This window comes from Vibrio orientalis CIP 102891 = ATCC 33934 (genome assembly GCF_000176235.1).
In the GTDB taxonomy this organism is placed as follows: Bacteria; Pseudomonadota; Gammaproteobacteria; order Enterobacterales; family Vibrionaceae; genus Vibrio; species Vibrio orientalis.
Genome location: NZ_ACZV01000005.1, coordinates 1122958 through 1135250, shown reverse-complemented (window position 1 = coordinate 1135250; position 12293 = coordinate 1122958). Strand labels below are relative to the sequence as shown.

At 43.9% G+C, this 12293-nt stretch carries 10 protein-coding genes; 5 read left to right on the top strand and 5 right to left on the bottom strand.

All coding sequences use genetic code 11. The features are described 5' to 3' along the window. Positions 1-426: 426 nt before the first annotated feature. From VIA_RS15960 to nspC, 3 genes are all read left to right on the top strand, one after another. On the top strand, positions 427-3345 hold the full coding sequence (locus tag VIA_RS15960) for a pyridoxal phosphate-dependent class III aminotransferase (protein ID WP_004414227.1): 2919 nt from the start codon (positions 427-429) through the stop codon (positions 3343-3345). Between the two features lie 14 nt (positions 3346-3359). Then, positions 3360-4613 (top strand): carboxynorspermidine synthase, encoded by a 1254-nt coding sequence (locus VIA_RS15955; RefSeq protein WP_004414226.1) that lies wholly within the window; start codon positions 3360-3362, stop codon positions 4611-4613. A gap of 197 nt (positions 4614-4810) precedes the next feature. After that, positions 4811-5944 (top strand): carboxynorspermidine decarboxylase, encoded by a 1134-nt coding sequence (nspC, locus tag VIA_RS15950; RefSeq protein WP_004414225.1) that lies wholly within the window; start codon positions 4811-4813, stop codon positions 5942-5944. 95 nt (positions 5945-6039) lie between these two features. On the opposite strand, the gene VIA_RS15945 is transcribed toward nspC, so the two are convergent. From VIA_RS15945 to VIA_RS15935, 3 genes are all read right to left on the bottom strand, one after another. After that, a complete protein-coding gene (locus VIA_RS15945) occupies positions 6040-6990 on the bottom strand; it encodes an endonuclease/exonuclease/phosphatase family protein (protein ID WP_004414224.1) in 951 nt (316 codons plus the stop codon). A 115-nt stretch (positions 6991-7105) separates the two neighbouring features. Then, positions 7106-7618: a glycine cleavage system transcriptional repressor gene (locus tag VIA_RS15940; RefSeq protein WP_004414223.1), complete on the bottom strand. Its 513-nt coding sequence runs from the start codon at positions 7616-7618 to the stop codon at positions 7106-7108. A 213-nt stretch (positions 7619-7831) separates the two neighbouring features. Then, positions 7832-8728, bottom strand: coding sequence for a DUF3943 domain-containing protein (locus tag VIA_RS15935; RefSeq protein ID WP_004414222.1), 897 nt, complete (start codon positions 8726-8728; stop codon positions 7832-7834). Between the two features lie 176 nt (positions 8729-8904). Between VIA_RS15935 and VIA_RS15930 the strand changes: the two genes are divergently transcribed. Together VIA_RS15930 and VIA_RS15925 are read left to right on the top strand one after the other, a co-directional pair. Then, positions 8905-10146: a CinA family nicotinamide mononucleotide deamidase-related protein gene (locus VIA_RS15930; protein WP_004414220.1), complete on the top strand. Its 1242-nt coding sequence runs from the start codon at positions 8905-8907 to the stop codon at positions 10144-10146. A 243-nt stretch (positions 10147-10389) separates the two neighbouring features. Beyond that, entirely contained in the window at positions 10390-10647 is a 258-nt protein-coding gene (locus tag VIA_RS15925) for a hypothetical protein (protein ID WP_004414218.1), read from the top strand. A gap of 156 nt (positions 10648-10803) precedes the next feature. Here VIA_RS15925 and yfaE read toward each other — a convergent pair whose 3' ends face one another. Further along, positions 10804-11082, bottom strand: coding sequence for a class I ribonucleotide reductase maintenance protein YfaE (gene yfaE, locus VIA_RS15920; protein ID WP_004414216.1), 279 nt, complete (start codon positions 11080-11082; stop codon positions 10804-10806). Further along, entirely contained in the window at positions 11082-12215 is a 1134-nt protein-coding gene (gene nrdB / locus VIA_RS15915; RefSeq protein ID WP_004414213.1) for a class Ia ribonucleoside-diphosphate reductase subunit beta, read from the bottom strand. The genes yfaE and nrdB overlap by 1 nt, the downstream gene beginning before the upstream one ends. Between the last annotated feature and the right edge of the window lie 78 nt (positions 12216-12293).

The following is a 12293-nucleotide window of genomic DNA, read 5'->3' as shown; positions in this document are numbered from 1 at the left end:
CCAGATGATTTCAAATTATGATAATTTTCGCGGCAATCTCGGAGGAGAGTCGAAGAATCGATATTCTGGGGGATACGCGTAATAAATATTCGGGCTGAGTATTTTTACGTAGGGTAGGTATCAGCAACCTCTTGTTGTTGATAGACGGGATACTAATGTCACTTAGTGACATGTGAATGGGAAACCCAACATTGAACTCATTAAACAAACACACATTAATCAGCTTAGTTCTTCCTCAATGCCCTGTTTTACAAGACAGTTGCATTACTGAACCTTGATTCAATTATTTGATTTGTAATCCATTCTCGTAATGGATCGATTCTGCACACCTGTAATCTGACAATTGTCAGCGATTGGGTGCGGAGTGTATTGCTGTACCTCTCATTTGATAACGAGAGGATATATTACATTTCAAGGGATTAAATCATGAGCACAGCCTTTGAAGTCGATAATTCAGTCGTGATGACTGATATCGCAACTCCATTTTTAACTCAGATTCCGCTAGTGGAAGGTTTGTATGATCTGACTCCGGATCAGATCTTAATCGATCAAGAGCTACATGAATCTGAGGTTCGTTCATATCCACGCCGTTTGCCTATTGCCATCAAACAAGCATATGGTGCTTTGGTTGAAGATACTCGTGGTCAGCTTTTTCTAGACTGTCTTGCTGGTGCAGGAACGCTTGCACTGGGTTATAACCATCCAGAAATCAATCAAGCGTTAAAAACGCAATTGGACTCGGGCCTTCCTTATCAAACACTTGATATACCAACAGAAGCAAAAACAACGTTTATCAAGTCAGTGAAGAACTTTTTACCACAAGAGCTTGCTGCAAATAGTGTTATTCAGTTTTGTGGTCCTTCGGGTGCTGATGCAGTTGAAGCGGCGATTAAGCTGGCAAAACAAACGACAGGGCGCAATACCATGTTTGCCTTCCGTGGTGCTTATCATGGCATGACCAACGGTACTATGGGCATGATGGGTAACCTAGGCACCAAAGCGCGCCGAACGGGCTTGATGTCGGATGTCCACTTTATGCCGTTCCCTTATGATTTGCGTTGCCCGTTTGGCCTAGGTGGCGATGAAGGTGCAAAAGCGGGCATCCGCTATATCGAGCGCTTACTCAATGATGACGAAGCCGGCATCATGAAACCAGCCGCGATGATCGTTGAGCCAGTACAAGGAGAGGGTGGTGTTGTACCGGCTCCTGCTTTTTGGCTACGCGAATTACGTCGTATCTGTGATGAACACGGTATTCTTCTCATTTTTGATGAAATCCAATGTGGCGTTGGTAAATCAGGTTATAACTTTGCATTCGAAGAAGCCGGTATTGTTCCTGATATCTTGTGCCTATCGAAAGCAATTGGCGGTGGCTTGCCGATGTCTCTGTTGGTTATTAATAGAGAGCACGATACATGGAAGCCTGGCGAGCACACGGGGACCTTCCGCGGCAACCAATTAGCAATGATTTCAGGTGCGAAAGCGTTAGAGATCATTGAGCGTGACGACTTGGTTGGTCATGCGAATGTTGCAGGGCAGTACTTACGCCATGGCTTGGAAGCGATTCAAAAGCGCGTCAATTGCATTGCTGATGTACGTGGCAAAGGTTTAATGCTAGGTGTTGAGATCCGTAAACCAGGCAATGAATTAAATAAGTTTGGTGAGCCATTAGCCGATGGGGAGCTAACCCTTAAAATTCAGCGCGCTGCACTAGAGCGTGGGTTGATGGTCGAGAAAGGCGGCCGTGACGGCTCAGTCATTCGTTTCCTACCGCCTCTTATTATCTCATTGGAGCAGATTGACTTTGCACTCCGAGTAATTGAAGAAGCGATTCTTGCGGCCGGCGGTCAGCGAGTAACCCAAGAAGAGTCGAACGAATCTTGGAAGAAACACTTTATTCAAACAGGAGAAGCAGGCAGTGATGAGTTCACGAAAGTGATGAATCACGCCACCGCTGCAATGAAGTCGGTGTTTGAACAAATTGATGCGCCATATTCTGGTTTTGAGCCTAAAGTGCTCGAACAAGCGATTAATTCCGTCGATCTAGATAACAAAAATGCTCCACTTGTGGACGTGATTGGTGATACTGCCGAGCTTGTGGCTAAGAACTCGATCATTGTTCAGCACCCTGATTGTATTGCTCATCTACATACCCCGCCATTGCTACCATCGGTGGTTGCAGAGTCAATGATTGCCGCGTTGAACCAGTCTATGGACTCGTGGGATCAAGCTTCTGCGGCGACGTACGTAGAGCAGAAGGTCATTGATTGGATGTGTGATAAGTACGAGCTTGGATCGCAAGCTGATGGCATCTTTACTAGCGGTGGTACTCAAAGTAACTTGATGGGCTTGCTGTTAGCGCGTGATTGGATAGCTGACAAGTTGGATGCCCATTCAATTCAAAAGCTTGGCCTACCTGAGTACGCGAAAAAACTACGTATCCTATGTTCTGACAAATCTCACTTTACGGTGCAAAAGTCGGCTTCGTTGTTAGGGCTAGGCGAGTCTGCTGTCCGATGTGTTGAGGCTAATGGCAATGGCACAATCAAAGTCGATGCACTGAAATCTGAAATCGATACTCTTAAAGCAGATGGTTTGATTCCATTCTGCGTAGTTGGCACTGCGGGTACGACTGACCATGGTGCAATTGATGATTTAGAGAGCATTGCTGATCTCGCGTCTAGCAACGAATTATGGTTCCACGTAGACAGTGCTTACGGCGGCGCGCTAATTCTAAGTAGTCATAAAGATCGCTTGAAAGGGATTGAACGTGCTGACTCTGTCAGTGTTGATTTTCATAAGCTGTTCTATCAAACAATTAGCTGCGGTGCGGTACTACTCAAAGACAAAGCAAACTTTAAGTATTTGCTTCATCATGCAGACTACCTAAATCGCGAACACGATGAACTGCCGAATTTGGTTGATAAATCAATCGCGACTACCAAGCGTTTTGATGCTCTAAAAGTCTTTATGACGATGCAAAGTGTTGGTCCAAATACACTAGGCGAAATGTACGATCACTTGCTTGAACAAACTCAGCATGTCGCATCTTTAGTCAAGAACCACCAAGGTTTTGAGCTTCTCGCACAGCCCTCACTGTCCACAGTATTGTTCCGTGCAATAAATACTAATGATCTATTAGAAAAGAGCGTCACGGACTTAGACGAACTCAATAAAACTCTAAGACTAGAGGCGTTGACACGCGGCGTTGCTGTACTTGGAGAAACGGTTGTAGACGGTAAGTCTGCACTTAAATTTACTATTTTGAATCCGTGTTTAAAGATTTCAGACTTCGAATCTTTGCTAACTAAAATCCATACACTAGCGGCTGAGCTAGCAAAATAAAGGGAACGAAAACGATGGCAATTCTACAGATTGGTGCAGGCGGCGTTGGTTGGGTAGTTGCACATAAAGCAGCGCAAAACAATGACGTACTAGGTGATATCACAATCGCATCACGTACAGTGAGTAAATGTGAAAAAATCATCGAATCTATTCAGAAGAAAAATAACCTGAAAGATGCATCTAAGAAACTAGAAGCTCGTGCAGTCAATGCAGACGACGTAGAGGCATTGGTTGCGCTTATTAAAGAAGTTCAGCCAGATCTAGTGATCAACGCGGGTCCTCCGTGGGTAAACATGACGATTATGGAAGCATGTTACCAAGCGAAAGTCTCTTACCTAGACACATCAGTAGCGGTAGACCTATGTTCTGAAGGTCAGCAAGTACCACAAGCATACGATTGGCAGTGGGGTTACCGTGAGAAGTTCGCTGAAGCGGGTATCACAGGTATTCTTGGTGCGGGTTTCGATCCTGGCGTAGTATCAGTATTCGCGGCTTACGCAGTTAAGCACCTGTTTGATGAGATCGATACGATTGACGTGATGGACGTTAACGCTGGCGACCACGGTAAGAAGTTTGCAACTAACTTTGACCCAGAAACCAACATGTTGGAGATCCAAGGTGACTCTTTCTACTGGGAAAACGAAGAGTGGAAGCAAGTACCTTGTCACTCACGTATGCTTGAGTTTGATTTCCCGAACTGCGGGTCTCATAAAGTTTACTCTATGGCGCACGATGAAGTCCGCTCAATGAAAGAGTTCATTCCTGCAAAACGTATCGAGTTTTGGATGGGCTTCGGTGACAAGTACTTAAACTACTTCAACTGTATGCGTGATATTGGTTTGCTTAGTCCAGATCCGCTGACACTACATGACGGTACGGTTGTTCAGCCACTTCACGTTCTGAAAGCGCTTCTTCCTGATCCAACGTCACTAGCTCCGGGCTACACTGGCCTTACGTGTATTGGTACTTGGGTTCAAGGTAAGAAAGACGGTAAAGAGCGTAGCGTATTCATTTACAACAACGCTGACCACGAAGTGGCTTACGAAGATGTTGAGCACCAAGCGATCTCTTACACAACGGGTGTACCAGCGATCACGGCAGCGCTTCAGTTCTTCCGTGGCGAGTGGGCGGATAAAGGCGTGTTCAACATGGAGCAGTTAAATCCAGACCCATTCCTAGAAACGATGCCTAGTATTGGTCTAGATTGGCATGTGCAGGAGCTTGAAGCCGGTCAAGGTCTACCGCTGATCCACGAGCTGAATAAATAATCTCTACAATACGCATGAGATTCCCAACTACGGTCCTTCGTCCCTATCGGGAATGACGGGTTAGAGTCGTCATTCCGTACAGTGAGGTACGAGCGTGATACGGAATCTCTAAAAGCGCTTTGAGATTTTTAGTTTATCTACGTTTATCAAGCCGATGTAATAGCGTCGGCTTTGTTCCACTTTATGGTGAATAGATAATGCAAAAGAGCGAACTTAAAACCCCATACTTCATGATCAACGAAGATAAGTTGATTGAGAACCTAGAGAAAGCGAAGCAGCTAAAAGAGATTTCTGGCGTTAAGTTAGTGCTGGCTTTGAAATGTTTCTCGACTTGGGGTGTTTTCGACATCATCAAGCCTTACCTAGATGGCACAACAAGCTCTGGCCCGTTTGAAGTAAAACTAGGTCACGAAACCTTTGGTGGTGAAACTCATGCATACAGTGTGGGTTACAGTGAAGATGACGTACGAGAAGTGGCAGATATCTGTGACAAGATGATCTTTAACTCGCAGTCTCAGTTAGCAGCGTACCGTCACATTGTCGAAGGTAAAGCGTCAATTGGCTTACGCTTAAACCCAGGTGTTAGCTATGCGGGTCAAGACTTAGCGAATCCAGCACGCCAGTTTTCTCGTTTAGGCGTTCAAGCTAATCACATCAAACCAGAAGTATTTGAAGATATAGATGGTGTGATGTTCCACATGAATTGTGAAAACAAAGATGTGGATGCATTTATCGGCTTGCTAGATTCAATTTCAGAGCAGTTTGGTCAATACCTAGATAAATTAGACTGGATCAGCATGGGCGGCGGTGTATTTTTCACGTGGCCGGGTTATGACATTGAAAAGCTAGGTCTCGCGCTTAAAGCATTCTCTGAGAAACACGGTGTTCAAATGTACTTAGAGCCGGGTGAAGCGATCATCACTAAGACGACTGATCTTGTGGTCACTGTAGTGGATATTGTTGAGAACGGTAAGAAAACAGCAATTGTTGACTCAGCAACAGAAGCACACCGACTCGATACGCTTATCTATGATGAGCCAGCCTCTATTCTGGAAGCATCAGACAATGGTGAGCACGAGTACGTAATTGGCTCTTGTTCTTGTCTTGCCGGTGACCAATTCTGCGAAGCAAGCTTTGAACAACCGTTAGAGATCGGACAACGTCTACATATTATGGATAGTGCAGGCTATACCATGGTTAAACTGAACTGGTTTAATGGTTTGCGCATGCCGTCCGTGTACTGCGAACGCTCAAGCGGAGAAATCCAAAAACTGAACGAGTTTGATTATTCAGATTTTAAACGTTCACTGTCACAGTGGTCAGTTGAGTAAGTAATTAACAATGAATAAGAACCTCGCCAAGTGCGAGGTTTTTTATTATTGGTGTTGCTATAGCAAATTTGCGATGTCTTCTTTAGTACTTGTTGTCAAACTATGAACTGAGTCCCTACCGCGACAAAAGCGTGGTCACTCGCCTGTTTATCGCGATCATAGATTGGATTAATCAGGTGCTGATCTTGAACAAGATAGCGGCTCACTTCTGCAATAGAACGCTGTGAGTCAGGCTGAAACTCTTGAGAAAGGATAACGTAATCTAGTACGTTTCCTTTTGAAAAATGGTAATGAGTGGCAGCGCGCGCAGGGGAAATGGCTGCATGTTTATAAACAAGCCAGCTATCTGTTAGAACTAAAGCTTCGCCTTCCTCATCTGCCCGTTGTGTCAGTAACCCTGTGATGTCACTAGTAAGGGGTTGATTCATGTCACCTAACAATGCGGTAGGCCTTGGTGATTTTTGATACTGCTTGTCCATGTAGAGTCGAAGCATCATCGACTCCCAGCCTCTTAGTTGACTTGATAGCCACTGACCAAGGAGCTGACTTTCCTCTCCCTTAAGCGTGGGCTCCGTTGCGCGTTGAGATTTCAAATGACAGACATATACCGCAACTTCGCCAACAGTTGGCACCTTGATAACTGCATGAATAGGTTTGCGACTAAATTCGGGTAATTCAATTTGATACGCCTTAACTGGCTCTTTCAAAGGCTTGACGGCCTCGGCGTGAAGAATAGGATATTTTGATGCTAGGGCAACGACGGGTCGAGAATAAATATAATCACTTTCTGATTTTGGCTTATCTACAGTAACGAAGTAAGGGAAGCCGCATTCGGCGAGAAGCTGTTGTACGGCCTCTATACTAAACACTTCCTGTAGGCCGATGATGTCTGCATCTAGTTTATTGATTTGTGATTTTGTCCATTGGCACTTAGCTTGCCACTCTTCTTGACCATAGATATTAGAGAATTCATAAAAAGCGTCGGGCGGCTTAAGAAAGTTGAACAAGTTGGCTGTGGCGAAGGTGAGTGTTTTGGTTGTGTTCAATACGGCTGCCTTGCAAAGGTTGACTGACGAATAAGAGAGTAGCAACTGTTAAGCTGTAATTGAATAGATAAGAGTAGACAGCCATCAATAGGTTTATCGATGGCTGTTTTTTTGTTTAAGCTTCAACCATAACGCGAGTATCTTCGCTCAATGCTTCTAACTCTTTTGCAACGTCGTCGATGAGCACTTCAGTCGGAAGACGCATGGCGATATTGGCCGTAAATAGACTCGAACTCACACCACCTCCACCCGCGATGAAAACGCGTTGGCAATCCATATCTAAGATACTAATACCTTGACCATCAAGCACGTGCGTAATTTCATTGACGATACCCGCACGGTCATTGGAATCGAGTCGTAGCTGGTAAATCGTGTCCGCACTGTGGCTATACAAATCTGATTCTGTAATCTGTACCAGTAAATCGGGGTGAGAAGAAAACGCATCTTTTACTAATTGAGCGTTATCAGAAGGTAATTCGATTTTAATAACGGCTGCAACCTGATCTTCGATGAAGTTGACTTTGCTTATTAGCCATTTCCCATCATTTTCGTGTGTGATGGCTGCAAGTTGTTTAATGGTTGCTGGGGTTGCTTTACCGACAAAGTTTACAATGAATGTGCTGTTCATATAGGGCCTCCTAGCGCTGAGTAAGGCATGACTATTCAATCTCTACAGCGATGAAAGACGAATCGGTGCCTAAAATCAGTTTAGGAAGCGCAGAGGATTTAGGTTTGAGCTAGGTCAACTTTTAGCCCTAATCTATTGTTGGTATTACGGTTATTTTAACGAGAGCACAAAAAAAGCGACGTATGAACGTCGCTTTTTCAAAAACAGAATTGGCTAGAAGCTTATCTTCATCTCGACGCCGTAGAAGACGTTGTCGTAGCTTGCGCCTGCATCCATAGCAAATTGTGCAGCGTCCTGGTTACCAAACCACGGAGTGCTACTGTATTGGAATTCTGCACTGCCACCCCATGCATCACTTACCCAACCATGAATGTGGCCTACAGGGTTAAGGAAGAACAGAGTGACGTCCCCGACGGTTTCTGAGCCCATCACTTCACCGCCTGATGCGACGATGTCTTGCTCTGCTTCGAACATCATTTCACCTACAACAGCACCGAAGAACGGAGTGATAAAGATATCTTGCCAAGATGGTACTTCAGCAAATGCTTCTACGCCGTATTCCCAGAAGAATGTCGACATAGTGGCAGAGTAAAGGAATGACTCAAACTCATTGAAACCAGCGTGACGCGCTGCGGTATAGTAAACACCACCAAAGTATGGGTGCATGATGTAGTTTAAGAAGTGTTCATCACGGTCCCAAACCGGACCTGAAGTGACGTTGTCCTTCCATTTTGAACCTAAACCACTTAAGTTACGATCTTCCTCATCCCACTTAGTGATTGACTCAGGTAACAAAGTCATTAGACCTACGGTCGCGACACTTAAACCAAGAATGGTGTAAGTCTGACCCATTAAGTAGTCCCAATCTTTTTCACTAGAAGCTGTAAGGTATTTTGGTAAACCTGGGTCTTCTAACTTTAAGTTGTCTTCAGTAAGACTTAATGAATACGGGTCTTGAGAGGTGTACTGATAAGAGTTGTAAGAGAGCGTGTCGAACTCAGCTTGGTCTACAGTGTACGAAAATTCAATATGCTGATTTGAGTCATAGATATTGGCGTTGGCACATGCAGATGCTGACATCAATAAAGCGGCGATGCTTTTTTTAAACACGGAAAACTCCACAGTTATTATTTTTTAATGATCGGGTTCACAATTATCTATTAAAGTCAGAGTAATGGGAACCAGTATTTGTTCTAAATTAGAAACTTAGACGTTTTTTACCGGATTGCCATAGGAATTAACGGTAAACTCATCAAATGTGTGACATTTCCCACTAAGGATAAACGATGTTGAAAATTGCAATGCTAAGCACTGGGGAAGAGGTCCTCCACGGAGATATTGTTGATACGAATGCCGCTTGGCTGTCTCAATGTTTCTTTGAGCAAGGTTACAGTGTGACTAAGCGTTCGACGGTAGGCGATGAGATGTCTTCGCTGGTCGAAGAACTGATGATGCTGAGCTTTAATTGTGATGTCGTTGTCGTCAACGGTGGCTTAGGACCAACGGCAGACGACCTGAGCTCTGAAGCCGCTGCAGTTGCTGCAGAAACGGAACTGACTCTATACCCTGAATGGCAGACTCGTTTGGAGCAATTTTTTGCTGCAAGGGGAATCACTATGCCAGAGAGCAATATTAAACAAGCAATGCTGCCTAAAGGGTCACAATTGCTCGACAACCCAATTGGTACAGCTTGTGGGTTCAAGGTTACCTTTAATGACTGTGACTTCTATTTTACCCCGGGTGTACCAAGTGAATTTAAGTTGATGGTAGAGCAGCAGATTCTGCCAGATATTAAACGCTGTTACCCTGAAATCATTGGTCAGGAGTGTAGCAAACTGTACACTTTTGGTACTTCAGAGTCGGCGCTCTCAGATAAGCTCGATAAAATGCAACTTCCTGATGGGTATAGCTTAGGCTATCGCTCATACCTTCCTTATATCGAGGTTAAGCTGTTTGGTCCAAAAGAAGACCTAGATAGACGAGTAAAGCTGTTACAGATGATCTTTAGCTTAGTGGAAGCCAATGTGGTGAGCATCGATGAGTCTATGCAAGATCACGTCGCCCATTTGATTTTAGATAAGAAGCAATCAATCTCTACTGCAGAACAATCAACCTACGGTGCGTTATCTCAGTGGGTTCAATCCCATGAAGGTGCGGCAGAGTATTGTGGTCATGGTTGGGTTTTGGGTGAAAAAGTGGCATTAGCGGAAGGTAGCGATGATGCGTTAGCTTCGGTATTAGCGCTCGTTGGTGCGACTAAAGAAAAGTGTGCCACTGATATCGCTATTGTGACAGGGAAGGTAGTCAATAAGACGTTTTCGGTGGCATTGGCGACACCTGAAGGAGAGTGGGGACAAACCCTGACATTCAATCGTGATTATTCGCGCAAAGAACGAGCTCTCGTCATTACCACGATTGCTGCGGATATGCTTCGTCGTTACTTGAGTGCGAAGCCGATGTTTGCAAGTTACAGTTCATTAACTCGTGAAAAAGAGATGTTTATTCCACGAAGTGTAATTAGTGCATAACCATTCATTGATCTGACTATTTATATTTGTCAATTCTACGTGGGGTGGCATTCTGTAATAAGCAAATGAATGCACTTGATATTTCATTTTCATCAGTTAAATATTTTTTTATAGCGCATTCATATATAGCTTAACTTAATGATTTTAAATAGAAGCCAAAATTGTCTCACTTTTGGTACTTATTTTTACTGGAGAAGAGGATAAACTGACTACTCGAATTGCTATTTTCACGGAGGGGTTAGTATGTTTAGTCAGTCCAAAATCCTTGTATGGTACCAAGTTGCTAGTCAAAAAGTTATTTTGGGTGAAGCACTTAAGGATGAGCGTCAAGATGTAATCTCTTTGTGGCGACAAGCACCAAAAGAAAAAATTGTAGGGGATAGCTTAGGTTACCACCTTTCGCTTTTTGATGACGATGGTAGAGAAATCGGTGACAAGGCAGTGTCCATGCTGACCGCTGATGCATTTTTGTCGCGTGCGCCTGCTAAATTAAACGCATAAAAGGCAGCGTAAGCCTTGGATTTTCTTTAATTGTATAGTTATTCATTTTTCTATGTTGATTTGAAAGCGCGTTTCTTACTTGTACACCTTATTCTTTATATACAAAAAGCCCTTTAGTGATGAACTAAAGGGCTTTTTTTGATGACTAAAAATGTATTATGCGCGTTTTTCTTTTAGCGCATAATGAACACCTTCAATCTCGATATCAGACTTTGCTTTACAGATGCACGGTAAAATTTCGCGCTCTTCAGTGTAAGCCATAGCAAAACCAACGTATTCCACTTCACCTGAGATTAACTTACAGCGACAAGCGCCACAGTGTCCATCACGGCAATTGTATTCTGGTTCTAACCCTGCGTTTTCCATCGTTTCCAGAATGGTATTCGAAGGGTGAGACTGAATAGGTGTTATCCCGTTGATTTTGATTGTTGGCATTACAGTTCGAAGTCCTTAAAGTCATCCGCACGAACATCACTATCAATCTGACCAACTAGGTAAGATGAGATTTCCGCTTCCTGAGGTGCAACCTGAACGTTATCAGAAGATAACCAAGCGTTGATCCATGGGATTGGGTTCGATGTTGCTTCTGGGTAAGCTGCGCCAAGACCAACAGCTTGCATGCGGATGTTGGTAATGTACTCAACGTACTGACAAAGAATATCTTTGTTCAGACCAATCATTGAACCATCTTTGAATAGGTATTCTGCCCACTCTTTTTCTTGCTCGGCGGCTTCTTTGAATAGGTCGAAACACTCTTGCTTACACTCTTCTGCGATCTGCATGAATGAGAAGTCATCTTGACCGTTACGAAGCAGGTTGATCATGTGCTGTGTACCCGTTAGGTGTAGCGCTTCATCACGAGCAATTAGCTTAATGATTTTCGCATTACCTTCCATCAGCTCACGTTCAGCAAATGCAAATGAACATGCAAAACTTACGTAGAAACGAATAGCTTCTAGTGCGTTCACTGACATTAGACAGATGTACAGCTTTTTCTTCAGGTTATGAAGTGTGATCGTTACTTCTTCACCATTGATTGTGTGTGTACCTTCACCGTAACGGTGGTAGTCGTTAGTCAGTTGGATCAGGTCATCGTAGTAGCCTGAAATATCTTTAGCACGCTTAAGAATGTGTTCATTTTCTACGATGTCATCAAACACAAGACCCGGATCGTTAACGATGTTACGGATGATGTGAGTGTACGAACGTGAGTGAATGGTCTCGGAGAAAGACCAAGTCTCAATCCATGTCTCTACTTCTGGTAGAGAAACCAATGGAAGCAGCGCAACGTTAGGGCTACGACCCTGGATAGAATCCAGTAGCGTTTGGTATTTTAGGTTTGAGATGAAAATGTGTTTTTCGTGGTCTGGTAGCTTGTTGTAGTCGATACGATCGCTCGATACGTCTACTTCTTCTGGACGCCAGAAGAAAGAGAGTTGCTTCTCGATGAGTTTTTCGAAAATTTCAAATTTTTGTTGATCGTAACGTGCAACGTTTACCGATTGACCCAAGAACATCGGTTCTTTTAGTTGGTCGTTTTTAGTTCGGTTAAAAGTACTGTAAGCCATGATGCCTCAATTCCTTTTATGCCCCTCAAACTGAGGGGCCAATAGTTTTGTTAAGCCTTAATAATCCCAATAGGGGGA

Bases quoted from the DNA above. Each gene is read 5' to 3' on its own strand.
- VIA_RS15960 (WP_004414227.1), top strand. From the start codon at position 427: ATGAGCACAGCCTTTGAAGTCGATAATTCAGTCGTGATGACTGATATC.
- nrdB (WP_004414213.1), bottom strand. From the start codon at position 12,215: ATGGCTTACAGTACTTTTAACCGAACTAAAAACGACCAACTAAAAGAA.
- VIA_RS15955 (WP_004414226.1), top strand. From the start codon at position 3,360: ATGGCAATTCTACAGATTGGTGCAGGCGGCGTTGGTTGGGTAGTTGCA.
- nspC (WP_004414225.1), top strand. From the start codon at position 4,811: ATGCAAAAGAGCGAACTTAAAACCCCATACTTCATGATCAACGAAGAT.
- yfaE (WP_004414216.1), bottom strand. From the start codon at position 11,082: ATGCCAACAATCAAAATCAACGGGATAACACCTATTCAGTCTCACCCT.
- VIA_RS15925 (WP_004414218.1), top strand. From the start codon at position 10,390: ATGTTTAGTCAGTCCAAAATCCTTGTATGGTACCAAGTTGCTAGTCAA.
- VIA_RS15930 (WP_004414220.1), top strand. From the start codon at position 8,905: ATGTTGAAAATTGCAATGCTAAGCACTGGGGAAGAGGTCCTCCACGGA.
- VIA_RS15940 (WP_004414223.1), bottom strand. From the start codon at position 7,618: ATGAACAGCACATTCATTGTAAACTTTGTCGGTAAAGCAACCCCAGCA.